This window comes from Mariniflexile aquimaris (assembly GCF_042676825.1).
In the GTDB taxonomy this organism is placed as follows: domain Bacteria; phylum Bacteroidota; class Bacteroidia; order Flavobacteriales; family Flavobacteriaceae; genus Mariniflexile; species Mariniflexile aquimaris.
Genome location: NZ_JBHTIB010000008.1, coordinates 32,631 through 52,069 on the forward strand (window position 1 = coordinate 32,631; position 19,439 = coordinate 52,069).

15 protein-coding genes and 1 tRNA gene are annotated in these 19,439 nt (G+C 34.5%); 9 read left to right on the plus strand and 7 right to left on the minus strand.

The window, feature by feature from the left end:
• Positions 1-139: 139 nt before the first annotated feature.
• On the plus strand, positions 140-2,608 hold the full coding sequence (locus ACFQ0I_RS05165) for a chondroitinase-B domain-containing protein (protein WP_379940048.1): 2,469 nt from the start codon (positions 140-142) through the stop codon (positions 2,606-2,608).
• A 17-nt stretch (positions 2,609-2,625) separates the two neighbouring features.
• Here ACFQ0I_RS05165 and ACFQ0I_RS05170 read toward each other — a convergent pair whose 3' ends face one another.
• Together ACFQ0I_RS05170 and ACFQ0I_RS05175 are read right to left on the minus strand one after the other, a co-directional pair.
• Complete coding sequence (locus tag ACFQ0I_RS05170) at positions 2,626-3,240, minus strand: deoxynucleoside kinase (protein WP_379940050.1); 615 nt, start codon at positions 3,238-3,240, stop codon at positions 2,626-2,628.
• 3 nt (positions 3,241-3,243) lie between these two features.
• A complete protein-coding gene (locus ACFQ0I_RS05175; RefSeq protein ID WP_379940052.1) occupies positions 3,244-3,990 on the minus strand; it encodes a hypothetical protein in 747 nt (248 codons plus the stop codon).
• 226 nt (positions 3,991-4,216) lie between these two features.
• Between ACFQ0I_RS05175 and ACFQ0I_RS05180 the strand changes: the two genes are divergently transcribed.
• The 3 genes from ACFQ0I_RS05180 to ACFQ0I_RS05190 all read left to right on the plus strand — a co-directional run bounded on the left by ACFQ0I_RS05180 (position 4,217) and on the right by ACFQ0I_RS05190 (position 7,947).
• The gene (locus ACFQ0I_RS05180) at positions 4,217-5,062 is read left to right on the plus strand and encodes a GLPGLI family protein (RefSeq protein ID WP_379940054.1); all 846 of its coding nucleotides are present in this window, start codon (positions 4,217-4,219) and stop codon (positions 5,060-5,062) included.
• A 33-nt stretch (positions 5,063-5,095) separates the two neighbouring features.
• Positions 5,096-7,807 (plus strand): outer membrane beta-barrel protein, encoded by a 2,712-nt coding sequence (locus ACFQ0I_RS05185; protein ID WP_379940056.1) that lies wholly within the window; start codon positions 5,096-5,098, stop codon positions 7,805-7,807.
• Between the two features lie 58 nt (positions 7,808-7,865).
• Positions 7,866-7,947: transfer RNA gene (locus ACFQ0I_RS05190), tRNA-Tyr, on the plus strand.
• Between the two features lie 84 nt (positions 7,948-8,031).
• Here the strand turns inward: ACFQ0I_RS05190 and arsB are convergent.
• From arsB to metK, 5 genes are all read right to left on the minus strand, one after another.
• Entirely contained in the window at positions 8,032-9,078 is a 1,047-nt protein-coding gene (gene arsB / locus ACFQ0I_RS05195) for an ACR3 family arsenite efflux transporter (protein WP_379940058.1), read from the minus strand.
• Positions 9,079-9,080: 2 nt separating this feature from the next.
• Positions 9,081-9,713 carry an arsenate-mycothiol transferase ArsC gene (locus ACFQ0I_RS05200; RefSeq protein WP_379940060.1) on the minus strand — a complete coding sequence of 211 codons (633 nt, stop codon included), beginning with the start codon at positions 9,711-9,713 and terminating at the stop codon, positions 9,081-9,083.
• Between the two features lie 19 nt (positions 9,714-9,732).
• Complete coding sequence (locus tag ACFQ0I_RS05205) at positions 9,733-10,200, minus strand: DUF6428 family protein (RefSeq protein ID WP_379940062.1); 468 nt, start codon at positions 10,198-10,200, stop codon at positions 9,733-9,735.
• Positions 10,201-10,244: 44 nt separating this feature from the next.
• Entirely contained in the window at positions 10,245-10,574 is a 330-nt protein-coding gene (locus tag ACFQ0I_RS05210) for an ArsR/SmtB family transcription factor (RefSeq protein WP_379940064.1), read from the minus strand.
• 170 nt (positions 10,575-10,744) lie between these two features.
• Positions 10,745-11,998, minus strand: coding sequence for a methionine adenosyltransferase (metK, locus tag ACFQ0I_RS05215; RefSeq protein WP_379940066.1), 1,254 nt, complete (start codon positions 11,996-11,998; stop codon positions 10,745-10,747).
• Between the two features lie 561 nt (positions 11,999-12,559).
• Here metK and ilvD point away from each other — a divergent pair.
• From ilvD to ilvA, 5 genes are all read left to right on the plus strand, one after another.
• Positions 12,560-14,245: a dihydroxy-acid dehydratase gene (gene ilvD / locus ACFQ0I_RS05220; protein WP_379940068.1), complete on the plus strand. Its 1,686-nt coding sequence runs from the start codon at positions 12,560-12,562 to the stop codon at positions 14,243-14,245.
• Between the two features lie 58 nt (positions 14,246-14,303).
• Entirely contained in the window at positions 14,304-16,037 is a 1,734-nt protein-coding gene (gene ilvB, locus ACFQ0I_RS05225; protein ID WP_379940070.1) for a biosynthetic-type acetolactate synthase large subunit, read from the plus strand.
• Between the two features lie 14 nt (positions 16,038-16,051).
• Positions 16,052-16,591, plus strand: coding sequence for an acetolactate synthase small subunit (ilvN, locus tag ACFQ0I_RS05230; RefSeq protein WP_379940072.1), 540 nt, complete (start codon positions 16,052-16,054; stop codon positions 16,589-16,591).
• Positions 16,592-16,599: 8 nt separating this feature from the next.
• Positions 16,600-18,075, plus strand: coding sequence for a ketol-acid reductoisomerase (gene ilvC, locus ACFQ0I_RS05235; RefSeq protein WP_379940074.1), 1,476 nt, complete (start codon positions 16,600-16,602; stop codon positions 18,073-18,075).
• Between the two features lie 61 nt (positions 18,076-18,136).
• Positions 18,137-19,399, plus strand: coding sequence for a threonine ammonia-lyase IlvA (gene ilvA / locus ACFQ0I_RS05240; RefSeq protein ID WP_379940076.1), 1,263 nt, complete (start codon positions 18,137-18,139; stop codon positions 19,397-19,399).
• Positions 19,400-19,439 lie beyond the last annotated feature (40 nt).

Here is a 19,439-nt window from a genome sequence, read left to right on the forward strand (position 1 = left end):
ACTTTCATATTCCGATAAAAAACCACGTTTAAAGCGTGGTTTTTTATTTTATAGCTATTTTATAGTTGGAAATTTCTAAAAGTTATTATATTTGAATTGGTTGACCAATTTGGTTATCCAATTAAATGCTGAATACAAAATGAGAAAACTGGTACTTATTATCGCGATGTTGTTTGCTTATGTAGCACAATCACAAATTGTTAGCAATAACACCGAACTTCAAAATGCCCTTTCAAATGCCACAGCGGGTAGTACAATTATTTTAGCTAATGGGGTTTGGAGCAATACTGTTATCAATATTAATAAAACAGGAACAGCTGCAAATCCAATTACAATAAAAGCTCAAAATGCTGGACAAGTTTTTCTGGAAGGAAAACCGCAAATCAGTTTAGGTGGTACATATATTGTTTTTGAAGGTTTTACGTTTCGTAATCCTTCAAATTTAGTTTCGGTGGTAGGAACTAGTAAAACAACTATAGAGCCAATTATTGAGTTTAGAGATGCCAGCAATAATGTTTGTAATAATTGTAAAGTAACTAATATAAAAATTGATAGTTTTAACGGAACAAGCGCGCAAGCCACCGATACTTTTAAATGGATTATTATTTACGGACAGTATAATGAAATTAGTCACAGTTCTTTTATAGGAAAAAATGGTGTAGGTAGTATTATTAATGATAATCGTGATAATGCAAATGCTAATTATTCAAAAATTCATCATAACTATTTTGGAGAGAGGATTCCTGTAGATAATAACATTAATGGATTAAACGACCAAGATGCTATTAGAATTGGAAATAGCGCAACCTCCTTATCAGATTCGTACACAGAAGTTTATAACAACTTTTTTTATGACTGGAGTGGCGAAATAGAAATAATTTCTAATAAAAGTGGAAAAAACAAATATTACAATAACACGTTTAGAGATTATCAAGGCACATTAACATTGAGACATGGCAATAATTCCGAAGTTTATGGAAACTACTTTTTCGCAAACAATAACGAGTTTTCAGGAGGTATTCGGGTAATTGGTGAGGGACATAAAATATATAATAATTATATTGAAGGTACAAATTATAAAAAACCGGGAGGCTCAGGATCGGATGCTACTGGCGGAATTAATGTTTCAAACGGCACCGTAAATTCAGCGCTTAATGAATATTATCAAGTTAAAAATGTTCAGATTACAAATAACACGTTAGTAAACTGCGATTTGGCGATAAGAATAGGTACGACTATTAATGGTACAACATTGGCGCCTGAAAACTTGATTGTAGCAAACAACATTATGCTAAATTCTAGTATTAAAGCGGTTTCTATAGTAACGGCACCAATTGGAACATCCGAAATTAAAGGTAATATAACTCAAAATGGCAGCTGGGATTTAACAAATAATGTAAATTCTAATAAAACCGTAACTTCTGGATTATTAACAAGCGGAACAAGTTTTTATAGATTGCTAGCCGCAAGTGCCGCAATAGACGCAGGAATCGATACCTATAGTTTTTTAACCGAAGATATTCTAGGAAGTTCAAGATCTAACACTTCTTTTGATGCAGGCGCTGAAGAATATGGTGGTAGCGGAACAAATCTTCCATATGTTGTTGAAGATGTAAGCGTTAAAATTGGGTTTCTTTCTAATCCGAATCCATATATTTCATTATCCACTAACAGACTCGATTTTAACAAAGCTGAAAATAGCGGAAGTTTTGATATTAGTTCAAATGTTAGCTGGATTGTTTCTGATAACGCTTCTTGGGTAACATTTAACCCTTCAAGTGGCAGCAACGGGGGAACAATTACTGTTAATATTGCAGAAAACACAACAGGTTCAGATAGGACAGCAACCATTACCGTTTCACAAAATGGAGGCAGTGAAAGTTCAACACTCACCATTAATCAATCTAGCAGCACATTTAACCCTAATAATGCGGTAAAACTTACAGGGATTACTGTAACCGGGGTTGGGACTCAAGTAAACAGTGAAATTAATCCTGAGAATACACTTGATGGCATTACAACCACAAGATGGTCTGGAGAATCTACAACCGGTTCTGCTTATTTAACCTATAATCTACAATGTTTAAAAACAGTTACTAGTGTGAAAATTTATTTTCATAAAGGTAGTGAAAGAGCCTCTTACTTTAAAATTGCAACTTCAACCGATGGTGTTAATTTTACAGATGCTACAGTTTTGTTAACAAGCTCTGGAACAACAGTTGGATTTGAAGATTTTCCTTTAACAGCAAACCCTCTTGCACAATATGTTAGAATTTTAGGTTATGGAAATTCTTCACCTGGTGGTTGGAATAGTTATGAAGAAGTAGAAATTTATGGAGATAATACCTGTTCATCATTAAGTGTGAACAATGCTGTTTTAAAAAGTAATGATATGCTGTTATATCCAATCCCTACCATAGATGGATATGTTACCTTGAAATCTGATAAAAACGTTATAGGTGAAATTAAAATATTTGATTTGTTAGGTAAATTACTTTATACCCAAAACATAAAATTAAATACAGAAAAAATTGATGTAAGCTTTTTATCTAAAGGTGTTTATATATTAAAAACAACTTCAACAACGAAACGATTTGTGGTTAATTAAAGTTAATTAAAGAATTGCTAAAACAACCCATTTATTTCAGCATCAATGGTATTAATAACAAAGCCTAAATCTTCAGGATTGTCTACAAAATCTAGTTTGTCTACATCTATAATTAAAAGCTTTCCTTTGTTATAACCATGAATCCAAGCTTCGTATCGCTCGTTTAATCTGCTTAAATAATCAATGCTAATGGAGTTTTCGTAATCGCGACCACGTTTGTGAATTTGTGATACTAAATTTGGTATGGTGCTTCGTAAATAGATTAATACATCTGGTCCTTTAACTAACGATTCCATTAATTCGAAAAGCGATTTATAGTTTTCGAAATCGCGATTCGTCATTAAACCCATAGCATGTAAGTTAGGAGCAAATATATGCGCATCTTCATAAATGGTTCTATCTTGAATAATGTCCTTCCCGCTTTCGCGAATTTGCAAAACTTGTCTAAATCGGCTATTCAAAAAATAAACCTGCAAATTAAAACTCCAACGTTCCATTTGGTTGTAAAAATCATCTAAATACGGATTGTCTACAACGTCTTCCAGTTGCGGTTCCCATTTATAGTGTTTTGCTAATAATTTAGTGAGGGTTGTTTTTCCTGCGCCAATATTTCCGGCTATCGCAATGTGCATAATTTAGAGATTTTTTAATTGGAATTGCTGAAGCGTTTCGTCGGTGTAAAGATACAAGGTTTCGTTGGTTGCAGAAAACTGTTTTATTAACAAATTAGGCAGCCTAATTGGGATGATCACCTCTGAACTTTTTTTCAAATAAAACAAGGCATTCTCTTTTTTTAAGATAACATTCTCATTGTCTACCTCTATCGAGGTATAGCCATCATTTTTTATTTTCTTTACTAAGTTGCCAAAATAATCATAAATAATAAGTTGCTTTTCAGTAAGTACCCAGCAAAAATTATAATTGCTTTTTAAATCTAAAACAGGACTTTGAATAGGTAAAGTCTTAGCGCGTGTTGTATTTGTTTTATAGTCGAAAAGCTCTATTTGCTGTGTGTTTTGATTGAAAATCCATAAGGTATTATCCGACCCGGTTGATACATGCGATACGTTTTTGTAATCGGTTTGCGAATTAAAATCTATTTTAAATATTTCGGCTAATCGATTATCAAGAACTATAACGGTATTAAAATCTTTGTAAAAAACATTGATTTTTAAAGGATTAAACGTGTTTACCGAAGTAATATTTCCTAGTTGAAAATTATTGTATCCAATATCGATACCTTTTAGTTCTTTACTGTTTTTAAACAATACATTTTCTAAAATATAAAATGTAGTTTCAAAGTTGTTCGTGCTCACAAAAGTATCGGCAGTTAATTCTGTTTTTTTAACAAAACTGGCCTCAATAAATTCTTGCGAATTCATTGCTATCGAGCATAAAAATAAAATTAAATGTAAACGTTTCATACAGGGTGGAAAAATACAAAAATCAAATTAGTTTCGGCAGAAAAATTTTAACATATAAATAGTGAACGAAATTTTAAAATTTAAGAACACTTTAACATATGCTAGGTTAAACTAATTATCATGTGCGTAGTCTAAGTTCTATTTAAACATATATTTTTACACGAACCTAACTACAATTTTATATATGATGCGATTTAATTTAATTAAAAGAAGTGTTTATTATTTAGCGCTTTTTGTTTCGGTGTATGCATTTGCACAAAACGATTTTCAGGGTAAAGCTTATTATTATTCTAAAACATCTGTAGATATGAGCAATTTTGGAAGACCCGGAATGAGCGAAGACCAGAAAAAGCAAATGGCAGAGCGCATGAAATCCATGTTTGAAAAAACATTTATTTTAACCTTCAACCAATCAGAATCAATATATAAAGAAGAGGAAAAACTAGATGCACCAGGGGATAACAGTGGCCGTTTTGGTATGATGATGAGTAGTTTTAGTGGCGGACCGCAATATAAAAGCATAAAGAGTCAGTTGTTATTACAAGAACAAGAATTTTTTGGAAAGCAATTTTTAATTAAAGATTCGCTTCCAAAATTAAATTGGAAGATGGAAGGCGAAACCAAACAGATTGGGCAATATACCTGTTTTAAGGCTACAGCTACAAAAACGGTTGATGCGGCAGATATTACCAGTTTTAGAAGACCTTCAGATACTGAAGAAAAGGAAGCGGAAACCACTAAAGAAATTCAGATAGTAGCTTGGTACACCATGCAAATTCCAGTGAGTCAAGGTCCTGGGGACTATTGGGGGTTGCCGGGTTTAATATTAGAAGTTAGTGCCGATAAAACGGTTATTTTATGTTCTAAAATAGTTATGAATCCAGAAGAAAAGGATGTTATAAAAGTACCATCAAAAGGTAAGGTGGTTACAAAAGTAGAATATGATGAAATTGTTAAAAAGAAAACCGAAGAAATGCGTGAAAATTTCAGGTCGAGAGGAGGCGGTCCTGGTGGCGGCGGAAGACGATAATATCAGTTTTTAAATATTCTTACAATCTACTCAATGAAAATAAAATTAACTACCCTTTTAATGTTAATTGTCTGTTCTTCTTTTGCTCAAATTAAGCTAGAAGGCGTTATAAAAGACAGTATTGGCAATCCGTTAGAATTAGCGAATGTAATTGCCATCAATCAGGTAACAAAATCTTTAGATGCCTATGGTATTACTAACGACCAAGGGCGATATAAGCTCGTTTTGAAAAAAAATGCATCCTATAAAATTCAGGTGAGTTATGTTGGTATGAAAACCAATGAATCGCTTTTAGAATCTAAAGAATCTGATGTCACAAAAAATTTCACGCTGCACGAAGATAATAGACTAGATGAAATAAATTTAGTTTATGAAATGCCTGTCGTTGTGAGAGGCGATACATTAATTTATAATGCCGATTCGTTTAATAAAGGCACCGAGCAAAAGTTAGGAGATGTACTTAAAAATTTACCGGGTGTTGAAATAAATGATGACGGACAAATACAGGTTGAAGGAAAGGTAGTAACAAAAGTGATGGTTGAAGGTAAAGAGTTTTTTGATGGCGACTCTAAATTAGCCACGCAAAACATCCCTTCGAATGCCGTTGATAAAGTTCAGATTCTTAAAAATTATTCGGAAGTTGGTCAATTAAGCGGTGTTACTAACAACCAAGATAATGTAGCAATCAACATAAAATTAAAGGAAGGTAAAACAAATTTTTGGTTTGGTAATGTTACTGTTGGTGGCGGTGCTTCCTCCCAAAATGAACTGTATTTATTGCAACCAAAACTGTTTTATTACAGTCCAACATACAGTATTAATACCATAACAGATTTAAATAATATAGGTGAAGTTGCTTTTACACGTCGCGATTATTTCAATTTTACAGGCGGTTTTAGAAGTCCGAGTAGAAGCAGTGGTACCAATATAAATTTAGGAAGCAACAGTTTAAACTTTTTAACGGTTCAAAACAACCGTGCTAAAGATATTAACACCAAATTTGGAGGTGCTAATTTTAGCTGGTCGCCCAATAAGGCTTTAGATTTAAGTGGTTTTGCCATTTTTTCGAGCAATAGAACCGATTTAGCCGAAAACAAGGACGTACAATATACCGATTCAGATTTAGGAATTCCAGATGAAAGTACCGAGAGTAACACCACCCAACGAAGCGATTTGGGGATGTTAAAACTATCGGCCAAATATAAACCAAACACCAATAACCAGTTAGATTATGATATTTTAGGTCGTATTTCGAAAGAATCGCAAGATCAAAATGTGAATTCTACTCAAATTGGTGCTATTACTGAGTTTGAAAGCTCAAGTCCCTATAGTATTAGTCAAAATTTAAATTATTATTACACCTTAAATGCTACTAATATTTTTGCTTTGGAGATTCAGCATTTATTGCAAGATGAAGATCCGTTTTATAATGCCATTCTAGAGGATAAGGAAAATTATGAAGATACCGCAAATAATTTAGGACTTGATGGTGCCCAAATAGATTATAATATTGCCCAAGATAAACGTGTCAAGTCTAATCAAATGGACGCGAAACTTGATTACTGGAATATTTTAAACAATAAAAGTGATATTAATTTTACTTACGGAACCATTTTAAGCAATCAGCAGTTTAATTCTAATATTTTTCAGTTTTTAGATAATGGTTCAGAGTTTAATACAACGCCAACTATTAATGATGGGTTAGATTCTAATGATATTACTTATAATTTTAGCGACATTTATTTAGGAGTTCATTATAGGTTAAAATCTGGAATTTTCACTTTTACACCGGGTGTTTCGGCGCATGCTTATAGTGCCGTAAATAAACAGTTTAACACGAAAGTAACCGATAATTTTTTCCGATTGTTGCCAGATTTCAATATGATTATGCAATTAAAAAAGAGCGAACAAATTAATTTTAACTATAAGATGCAAACACAATTTACCGATGTTTCTAATTTTGCAAGCGGTTTGGTGTTAAATAGTTATGGTTCGTTATTTTCAGGTAATCCAGATTTGGAGAGTGCATTATCACACAACCTTAATTTGTCTTATTTTAGTTTTAATATGTTTAACTATACAAACGTTTATGCGAGTTTAAATTATACAAAAAGTATAGATAACATCCGAACGACTTCAATTTTCGAACCAGGAAGCGTTGTGCGTATTAGTACACCATTTAATTCTGGGCTTGCCGATGAAAGTGCCAGTGCTAATGGTCGTTTTCAACGTGCGTTTGGTAAAGTGAGAGCTTCGGTAAGTGGTAATTTTAATTACTCTAAGTTTAACCAGTTTATACAAAGCATCGTGTCGGTAAGTGAAAGTTTTTCGCAAACATATAGAGGTGAATTGCGGACTAGTTTTAAATCGGCACCTAATTTTGAGCTTGGGTATCGTTATAGCATTCAAGATAATAATCAAGGGGATAGGAATACAAAATACTATACAAAATCGCCTTCTTTAGAAGTTGATGCTTTAATTTTTAAAACGATAACTTTTAAATCGGACTATTCTTATAATAATTTTAGTGATGCAGACAAAACAATAAATAGTTACGAGTTTTTAAACGCATCGTTATCCTATAAAAAAGACAAAGATGCGAAGCTTGAATATGAAATAAAAGCGACTAACTTGTTTAATACCAAATCACAAAACACCAGTAGCACCGGAACTGTGTCTGTAAGTGCTACCGAATATTTTATACAACCTTTGTTTGTATCGTTTAGATTGCGCTACGAATTGTAAAATAGCGCATTTTTATTTTGCATAGTTGAGAAACTATAATATATTTGCCGTCGGTTTTGGGGAGATACTCAAGCGGCCAACGAGGGCAGACTGTAAATCTGCTGACTACGTCTTCGCAGGTTCGAATCCTGCTCTCCCCACGAAATACTAAAAAAGCAAGCTAAAATTTTAGCTTGCTTTTTTTATTTGTGTTGTTTTGGTTTGTTAAATTTAAAAGAGATGCCTTATGCAAGCTCTTTTTGGAAGTATTTTTTCCGCAGCCAAAACGATACTCTTACCAATAGAATTAATGCGGGCACTTCAACTAAAGGTCCAATAACGCCAGCAAATGCTTGTCCGGAGTTTAATCCGAAAACAGCAATAGCAACTGCAATGGCTAATTCAAAGTTGTTTCCTGCAGCTGTAAAAGCAACCGAAGCTGTTTTATCGTATTCTGCACCCATCGCTTTCGTAAAGAAGAAGCCAATAATAAACATGAGCGTAAAATAAATTAGTAACGGAACCGCTATAATAAGAACATCCATCGGGATTTCAACAATTAATTCACCTTTAAGTGAAAACATAACTACAATTGTAAATAAAAGAGCAATTAATGTTAGTGGCGAAATAGTGGGTATAAATTTCTTTGTATACCATTCTTCTCCTTTTTGCTTCACTAAAATCAATCGGGTTAAAATGCCCATTAAAAAAGGAATTCCTAAATAGATGGCTACACTTTCAGCAATGGTAGCAATAGAAATGTCTACAATAGCACCTTCAAATCCAAAATAAGGCGGTAGGATGGTTATAAAAATCCAAGCATAGAAACTATACGCAAATACCTGGAAAATACTATTAAGAGCCACCAAGCCGGCACCGTATTCGCTACTGCCTTCCGCAAGGTCGTTCCATACCAAAACCATCGCAATACAACGTGCTAAGCCAATTAATATTAAACCAACCATATATTCCGGATAATCGCGCAAAAATGTAATGGCCAAAATAAACATTAATACGGGGCCAATGATCCAGTTAAGAATTAATGAAATCGATAAAATTTTTGTGTTTCTAAACACTTTTGGTAATAACGAATAATTAACTTTCGCTAATGGCGGATACATCATTAAAATTAATCCTATAGCAATAGGAATGTTTGTCGTGCCGCTATTAAAAGAATTAATGATGTTAGGAAATGTTGGAATAAAATATCCAATACTTACACCAAATGCCATGGCAACAAAAATCCATAACGTGAGATTCCTATCGAGAAAACTTAATTTTTTTTCAGCCATTTTTAAGATTTGATTTGTGAGAAAACATAAAATAATTCGGTGGCAATCTGCAGACTCCTTTCGTTATATTTTTCAGCCTGTTGCGGAGTGTTATCAAACGCTTTCGGGTCTTCAAAAGTTATAGGAATACGTTTTTCTGCTCCTGCAATAAAAGGACAACCATTATCAGCTTGCGAGCAGGTCATAACTGCGGCGAAGTCTGATTTGGGATTAAACTCAGCATCTAGTTTTTTAGAAAATCCAATAATAGGATGTTCATTTTCTGAATATTTAATGCTATATATGGGATTGTTTCCTTCCGAAATGGTTTCTATTTTAAAGCCAGAATTCTGTAATGTTTTGGCTGCCATTTGAAAAAGGGCTGTGCTTTCTGTACCACCAGAATAGCAAAATACATTTTTAATATTAAAATAATACGCCATCGTTTGTGCCCAAATTTGGGACAAATGACTTCTTCTCGAATTGTGTGTGCAGATAAAGTTGATTCTAATTTCTTGATTGCTATCAACTTTTGATTGGATAAAGTGAATGAGTGGTTGCAAAACAGTTTTTCGCTCTGCAGTAATGCTTTCCGGTTTTAAATTAGCAATTAATTTTTCTATTTCTGGGAATAGGGTTGATTGTGTTTTTATCATGTTTTTTTAAGTTTAAATTTTAGCAACAATTTCCATCAGGCGAGCAACATGGCTCATTTTTTATATCAGATAATTTTAATTTGGTTTTTTCGTTAGGAACACCACATTGGTCTTTCGCCAAACAGTCTGTTTGTTTAGTGGTTAACAGAAAATGCGTTCCGTCAAAATCAAGTCCGAATTTCCCAATAGTTTCTGCTTGATATTCCACTTCAATTTCTAAATTCGGAATTCCTAAAACTTTTTCAGAAAGTTCGATGATACTCAATAATTTTTCGGGATGCAGTCTATGGTCATAGTCGTTTGCATTCCATAATTGAAAGTTTACAACTTCCTCATGGCGCACAGTTCCACCACAGTCAATAAAATGTTTTGTAATTTTTCCAACTTCGGTAACATGAAAGTGATTTGGCACTAGTTGCCCGTTGGGTAACTTAAAAGTTATCTTTTCAGATTGCTTCAGTATGTTTTTTGCTTCAGATAGTTTCATTTTTATATATGTTTATTGCGTTTATACGATTAGAGGATAATATTTTAGCAACAATCTCCTTTTATAATGTCTTGGTCTAAAAATCGCGAAATCACTTCCTTCATTTTTGTCCATTTTTCGCCATTTATACAATAGCAAACACTAGTACCTTCAACATTACCTTTTATTAAGCCTAACAGCTTTAATTCTTTTAAATGTTGTGATATGGTTGGTTGCGCCAGCCCAATTTCATTTACTAAATCTCCGCATACACAACTGTCTGTTTTAAACAATTGTTGAAGAATTGCAACTCTTGCAGGGTGTCCAAATGCTTTGGCGAATAACGAAATTTCGTTTTGTTCGTCGCTAAATATTTCGGTTTTTGTTATTCCCATAATCTTTCTATATTATTACATTGCAATATTACGATGAATAAAAGTATTATCAAAAATAATTTTCATTTTGTTGAACATTTAAAATTATGAAGATTGAGTCGTTAGATCTTTAAAAAGAAAAAGACTGCCCAACAAGGCAGTCTTTATGTTTATTTCAGGATACGTATTTTTTACAAGCCAAAAGCTACTTTTACTTTGTCTACGTAGTCAAGTTTTTCCCAAGTAAATAACTCAACATCTAAGCTTATTGTTTCGCCATAAGGCTGACTAAAGGTTTTGGTAACTATTTCATTTTTACGTCCCATGTGTCCATAAGCAGCGGTTTCGCTGTATATAGGGGCGCGCAGTTTCAGGCGTTCTTCAATTGCAAACGGACGCATATCAAATAATTTCGATACTATTTCGGCTATTTCGCCATCTGTCATATTAAAAGGGCAGGTTCCGTACGTGTTTATAAAAATACCCATTGGCTCTACTACTCCAATAGCGTAGCTAACTTGTACTAATATTTCATCTGCAACTCCAGCTGCTACTAAGTTTTTGGCAATGTGTCTGGTTGCATACGCAGCACTTCTATCAACTTTACTTGGGTCTTTACCCGAAAAAGCACCACCGCCATGTGCACCTTTACCTCCGTAAGTGTCAACTATTATTTTTCTTCCTGTAAGCCCGGTATCGCCATGCGGTCCTCCAATTACAAATTTCCCTGTTGGGTTAATATGATATTTTATGTCGCTATTAAATAAGGCTTGTATGTTTTCTGGCAATTTAGCCATTACTCTTGGTATAAGAATGTTTACAATATCCTTTCTAATTTTGGCTAACATGGTATCGTCATCAGCAAAATCGTCATGTTGGGTAGACACTACAATGGCGTCAATACGCAATGGAATATTATCGTCGCTATATTCTATCGTTACCTGACTTTTAGAGTCTGGTCTTAAATAGGTAATCGCGTCGTTTTCTCTTCTTAAATCGGCAAGTTCTCTTAAAATTCTATGCGACAAATCTAAAGCCAATGGCATAAAATTTTCGGTTTCATTTGTTGCGTAACCAAACATCATACCTTGGTCTCCAGCACCTTGCAATTCTTTGCTAGCTCTGTCTACACCACGATTTATATCATCAGATTGTTCGTGAATTGCAGATAGTACACCGCACGAATTTCCATCAAACATGTATTCGCCTTTAGTGTAGCCAATTTTGTTAATGGTGTCTCTTGCAATTTTTTGAACATCTAAATAGGTGGTAGATTTTACCTCGCCTGCTAAAATAACTTGACCCGTTGTTACCAAGGTTTCACAAGCTACTTTAGATTCTTTGTCGAATGCTAAAAAATTGTCTATTAAAGCATCACTAATTTGATCTGCTACTTTATCAGGATGTCCTTCAGAAACACTTTCTGACGTAAATAAATAAGCCATTTAAATATATATTAATAAGGAGATCTGACGAAAATATCGAAGGGAGTATACACTGCCTTTAGCATTTTTATTTATACCTTTTTTTTGCGGTATAAAGAGGTTGCAATCAGTCAAATCTTTCCTCTGTTATTTAGTTGGCAAAAGTAAAAAAATAAAAGGGATAGTAAATATTTTTTTGAATTTTTAACAAAATAAAAAATAAGTACTACAACCAATTTTTTATCAAAATTTGTTGTATTTATTATTTAGCGAAACGTTGTTAATCTAAAAACATCATAAAATTTGGAGACTTTCAAAGACTTGATTTTAATTTTTACTGAATATTTTGAGTGTTTTGAACATCATAAAAAATAGCAATTAATCGACTGTAAAACAATGAGTTATCATATTTTTTAACCTTGTGGATTTAACCTTAAATAATAAATTTTAGATAATGTAAAATCCTAATAATTTAATTTCGAGCATTAATTTAGGAAGATTGAGGAGTTTGTAACTAAAATCCTAAACGCATTAAAATATCATATTAAAACAAGGTAAAGCTTAAAATTATCTATAGTAAAAATGAAGGAACTTAATAAACACAGCAAAAGGTTAACACAAGATCAATCTCAGCCAGCCTCTCAGGCCATGTTATACGCGGTCGGTTTGACTGATGAAGATATGAAAAAAGCGCAAGTTGGTATAGCTAGCACGGGGTACGATGGAAACCCTTGTAATATGCATTTGAATAATTTGGCTGCCGAAGTGAAGATTGAGTGTAAAATAGCTGGTTTAGTAGGTTTAGGGTTTAATACCATTGGTGTAAGTGATGGTATTTCTATGGGAACTTCTGGGATGAATTATTCATTAGCTTCTCGTGATGTGATTGCCGACTCGATAGAAATAGTAATGCAGGCTCAAAGCTATGATGCACTTATTTCTGTGGTTGGCTGCGATAAAAATATGCCAGGAGCTGTTATAGCAATGTTACGTTTAAACCGTCCTTCAATCATGATGTATGGTGGTACTATAGCATCGGGTAAATACAAAGGAAGAAAGCTAAATATCGTTTCTGCTTTTGAGGCCTTGGGTCAAAAAGTGGCGGGCGAAATTAATGAAGAAGAGTATAGAGAAATTATTAAAAGCGCGATTCCAGGTGCGGGTGCTTGCGGCGGTATGTACACGGCAAACACGATGGCTTCAGCTATAGAATGTATGGGGTTTGCATTACCTTATAACTCATCAATACCAGCCGAAAACCCAAATAAATTGTCAGAAAGTGAGCGTCACGCTTTTGCTATTAAAAATTTATTGGAGTTAGATTTAAAGCCATTAGATATTATTTCGAAAAAATCTATCGAAAATGCCATTGCACTAGTAAACGCCTTAGGTGGTTCTACAAATGCTGTATTGCATTTCTTAGCAATTGCACATGCTGCCGATATAGAGTTTACATTAGAAGATTTTCAACGAGTAAGTGATAGAACGCCTTTAATTGCCGATTTAAAACCAAGTGGAAAATACTTAATGGAAGATGTTCATGGTATTGGAGGAACTCCTGCTGTAATGAAATATTTGTTAGATAATGGCTATTTACACGGTGATTGTTTAACAGTTACAGGTAAAACATTAGCTGAAAATTTAGCAGATGTCGAGCCACTTACGTTTGAAAATGAACAAGATGTGATATATCCAAAAGATAAAGCATTAAAGTCTTCAGGAAACCTACAAATTCTTTACGGAAATTTAGCGTCTGAAGGTGCTGTAGCAAAAATTTCTGGGAATGAAGGTTTATTGTTTGAAGGAAAAGCGGTAGTTTATGATGGCGAACAAGCTGCAAATACAGGTATTTCTAACGGCGAAGTGAAACGTGGTGATGTGGTCGTGATTCGTTACGTTGGTCCAAAAGGTGGTCCGGGAATGCCAGAAATGTTAAAACCAACCTCTTTAATTATGGGAGCAGGTTTAGGTAAATCGGTAGCATTAATTACCGATGGTCGTTTCTCTGGAGGAACTCACGGATTTGTGGTTGGACACATTACTCCAGAAGCGCAAGAAGGTGGTGCCATAGCATTATTAAAAACGGGAGACCGTATTAGAATTAGTGCAGAAGATAATACCATTAATGTATTACTTTCTGAGGAAGAATTGGCAGAAAGAAAATCAAAATGGATTCAACCAGAATTAAAACATAAAAAAGGCATATTATATAAATATGCAAAATCGGTATCCTCAGCGTCAAAAGGCTGTGTTACTGATGCCTTTTAAAAAGTAATAGTTAGTCATTCCTTCCAAAGAAGGAATCTCATCATTAAACGTTGAGAATATGAATACAGAAACAGCAAATAAAAAACAAGAAGTGGCACAAGAAACCGTTCGAATTACAGGAAGCGAAGCAATAATAAGATGCTTAATGGCAGAAGGAGTCGATATTCTTTATGGATATCCAGGAGGGGCAATTATGCCTGTCTATGACGAGTTATACAAATTTAGAGATCAGATTCATCATGTATTAACACGTCACGAACAGGGTGCCGCTCATGCTGCTCAAGGTTACGCTAGAATTTCTGGAAAAGTAGGTGTCGCGATGGCAACTTCCGGACCTGGTGCAACGAATCTTATAACAGGAATTGCCGATGCACAAATAGATTCAACGCCTGTGGTGTGTATTACTGGGCAAGTGGCTTCACATTTATTAGGAAGCGACGCGTTTCAGGAAACCGACATAGTGGGTATTTCTACGCCAGTTACAAAATGGAATCATCAAGTAACAAAAGCATCAGAAATCCCTGAGGTTATCGCAAAAGCGTTTTATATAGCAAGAAGCGGACGTCCAGGACCTGTTTTAATCGATATTACAAAAGATGCTCAATTTGGTGAGTTAGATTTTAAATATGAAAAATGCACAGGAGTAAGAAGCTATGTGCCAGTGCCAAAAACGAAACCAGAAGCTGTTTCGGCTGCAGCCGAATTAATTAATGGAGCCAAAAAACCATTGATTGTTTGGGGTCAGGGTGTTATTTTAGGAAGGGCCGAAAACGAATTAAAGGCGATCATCGAAAAGGCAGGAATTCCTGCGGCATGGACCATTTTAGGAGCTTCGGCAATACCTACATCTCATCCTTTAAATGTTGGTATGGTAGGAATGCATGGTAATTATGCGCCGAATAAATTAACTAACGAATGCGATGTGTTAATTGCTATTGGTATGCGTTTTGACGACCGCGTTACTGGAAATTTAGCCACCTATGCTAAACAAGCTAAAATTATTCATTTTGATATCGATCCTTCAGAAATTGATAAAAATGTGAAAACAGATGTGGCCGTAATAGGAAATTCTAAAGACAGTTTAGCAAAATTATTACCCTTATTAAATGAAAATTCACATCCAGAATGGATGCAGAAATTCAAAGATTTATATACTATCGAATTTGAAAATATAATCAAAAAAGATCTTACTCCTACCAAAGAAGGGTTAACCATGGGTGAAGTAATAAAGCAAATAAATCTTGAAACCGAAGGGAATGCAGCAATTGTGTCCGATGTTGGTCAGCATCAAATGATCGCTTGCAGATATGCAGAGTTTACAACTACTAAAAGTAACATTACTTCTGGCGGTTTAGGAACCATGGGATTTGCGTTGCCAGCAGCAATAGGTGCTAAAATGGCCGCCCCAGATAGGGAAGTTGTAGCCATCATTGGTGACGGAGGATTTCAAATGAATATACAGGAATTAGGAACTATTTTTCAGCAAAAAGCGGCTGTTAAAGTAGTAGTTTTAAATAACGGATTTTTAGGTATGGTGCGCCAGTGGCAGCAATTGTTTTTCGATAAGCGCTATGCGTCTACCGAAATGACAAACCCAGATTTTGTAGCCATCGCCAAAGGCTATTACTTAGAAAGCAAGCGTGTTACAAAACGCGAGGAATTAGCCGATGCTATTAAAGAAATGATAGCGTCTAAAAGTGCTTATTTCCTTGAAGTTTGTGTAGAAAAAGAAGACAATGTATTTCCAATGATTCCATCAGGAGCATCGGTTTCAGATATACGATTAAGCTAAATAATTTAAAGAACATGAAGGAAGATATAAAATCATACACGATATCTATTTATACCGAAAATAATATCGGCTTGTTAAATCGTATCTCTGCTATTTTTCAGCGCAGACATATTAATATTGAAAGTTTAACAACGTCGCAATCTGAAATTGAGGGTGTTAATCGATTTGTAATCGTAGTGAATATATGCGAAGATCAAGCTAAAAAAATTATTGGTCAGTTTGAGAAGCAAGTCGAAGTGATTCGTGCATATTATCACACCGAAGAGCAAACTATTTTTACAGAATCTTGTATGTTTAAAATTAAGTCGTCTTTGTTGTTTGATGAACCTCAAATTCAAAACATCATAAAAGAAAGCGACACTAGAATTGTTACTGTAAATAGAGAGTTTTTTGTTTTGGAAAAATCTGGAAGAAGGAACGAAATTGAAGCATTACGTCGCGATTTAAACGTATTTGGCATCATGCAATTTGTGCGCTCAGGTCGTATTGCAGTAACTAAAGATGAAATGAAAGTAACCGAAGCGCTATTAGCCTTCAATAATCATAATAACTAAAATTAAAAATGGGAAATTATTTTAACACACTATCGTTAAGAGATAAATTAACTCAATTGTCGAAGTGTAGATTTATGGACTCTTCTGAGTTTGAAGATGGTGTAAATGCATTAATAGGTAAAAAAATTGTAATCGTAGGATGCGGTGCTCAAGGGCTTAATCAGGGATTAAACATGAGAGATTCTGGATTAGATATTTCTTATGCATTACGTGCCGAAGCTATAGCAGAAAAGCGTAAATCTTTTGTAAATGCAACTGAAAACGGATTTAAAGTTGGAACATATGAAGAGTTAATTCCAACAGCAGATTTGGTATTAAATCTTACGCCCGATAAACAACACACTAGTGTAGTAAAAGCGGTTATGCCTTTAATGAAAAAAGGTGCTACATTGTCTTATTCTCACGGTTTTAATATTGTTGAAGAGGGTACACAAGTACGTGAAGATTTAACGGTTATTATGGTGGCGCCAAAATCTCCAGGTTCTGAAGTTCGCGAGGAGTACAAACGTGGTTTTGGTGTGCCAACACTTATTGCCGTGCACGAAGAAAACGATCCTGAAGGAAAAGGTTGGGCGCAAGCTAAAGCTTATGCTGCCGCTACTGGAGGTGATAAAGCAGGGGTGTTAGCGTCTTCTTTTATTGCTGAGGTGAAATCTGATTTAATGGGAGAGCAAACCATTCTTTGTGGGTTATTACAAACAGGTTCTATTCTTTGTTTTGATAAAATGATTGAAAAAGGAATTGATCCAGGATATGCTTCAAAATTAATACAATACGGTTGGGAAACTGTTACCGAAGGTCTAAAATATGGTGGTATTACCAACATGATGGATCGTCTATCAAACCCAGCAAAAATAAAAGCATTCGAACTTTCTGAAGAATTAAAAGACATCATGCGTCCATTATTCCAAAAGCATATGGATGATATTATGGAAGGTCGTTTTTCTAGCGGAATGATGGTAGATTGGGCTAATAATGATAAAGATTTATTAACCTGGAGAGCAGCAACTGCTGAAACAGCTTTTGAAAAAACACCTGCTGGAAATGTTGAAATTTCAGAACAAGAATATTACGATAATGGCGTTTTAATGGTAGCTTTGGTTAGAGCTGGTGTAGAATTAGCTTTTGAAGCGATGACGGAATCAGGAATTATCGATGCATCAGCATACTATGAGTCTTTACACGAAACACCACTTATTGCAAACACCATTGCAAGACGTAAATTATACGAAATGAACTCTGTTATTTCTGATACAGCTGAATATGGTTGTTATTTATTCGATCATGCATGTAAGCCATTATTAAAAGATTTCATGGCGAAGATTGATACCGATGTTATTGGAAAAGCCTATGCTAAAGATAACGGTAAAGCGGTAGATAATGCAAAATTAATTGCGGTTAATAAAGCTTTAAGAGAGCATCCAGTTGAAAAAATAGGTGCATTTTTAAGAGCCTCTATGACGGCAATGAAGCCAATAGTTTAATTAAGAATAAATTATCCTGCAAGGTTTATAGAACCTTGTAGGATTTAATAAAAAATCATTAATGAAGGAGAAGCATACATATTTTCCTAGTATTAAAGATATAAAAGTAGCTGCCGATACCATTCAAAAAGTATCGGCAGTTACGCCTTTAAGCCCTAGCCTCAGATATTCGAATCAGTTTAAAGCAACTGTACTTTTAAAGCGTGAAGATCTTCAACAAGTACGGTCTTATAAAATAAGAGGCGCCTATAACAAAATAAGTTCGCTAACCAAAGAAGAATCTCAAAATGGCGTAGTTTGTGCAAGTGCTGGGAATCACGCGCAGGGTGTCGCACTGTCATGCAAATTATTAAAAATTAAGGGTACTGTTTACATGCCAGCACCAACGCCTAATCAAAAAATTGAACAGGTAAAAATGTTCGGCGAAGATTATATAGAAATCAAGTTGGTTGGCGATACGTACGATGATGCCTATCATGCTTCTATGCTTGAATGTGAAAAGTATAGCAAAACCTTTATTCATCCTTTTGATGATAAGAAAGTAATTGAAGGTCAGGCAACTATAGGATTAGAAATTCTAAAACAGGCAACCGAACCAATCGATTATGTTTTTATTGCTATTGGAGGTGGTGGTTTAGCTGCTGGTTTATCTACCGTTTTTAAAGAGTTATCTCCAAACACAAAAATTATCGGGGTTGAACCCGAAGGTGCGCCATCAATGGCTGTTTCCATAAAAAACAACAAAAATACAGAACTGGAGTTCATCGAAAAATTTGTAGATGGTGCTGCGGTAAAGCGTGTTGGCGATTTAACCTTCCCTATTTGTAAAGCTAATTTGCATACTGTATTAACAGTGCCAGAAGGAAAAGTTTGTGAAACAATTTTAGAACTTTATAACAAAGATGCTATTGTTGTAGAACCAGCAGGAGCGCTTAGTATTTCGGCTTTAGATTTTTATGCCGATGAGATTAAAGGTAAAAACGTGGTCTGCGTTGTTAGCGGCAGTAATAATGATATTACGAGAACCGCTGAAATTAAAGAACGAGCCCTTTTATATGCCAATTTAAAGCATTATTTTATTGTAACTTTTCCGCAACGTGCGGGTGCTTTAAAAGAATTTGTGGTTGATATTTTAGGACCTAATGATGATATTACACATTTTCAATACACAAAGAAAACCAATCGCGAGAATGGTTCTGCAGTGGTAGGGATACAGCTAAAATCTGCTGCCGATTTAGAGCCTTTAATAGCTAGAATGAAGCAGCATAATTTTTATGGCGACTACTTAAATAATAAACCAGAATTGTTTCAGTTTTTGGTCTAAAAAAGTGTTGTTTTAGATTTGTTAGCCGAAATCGTTTGAG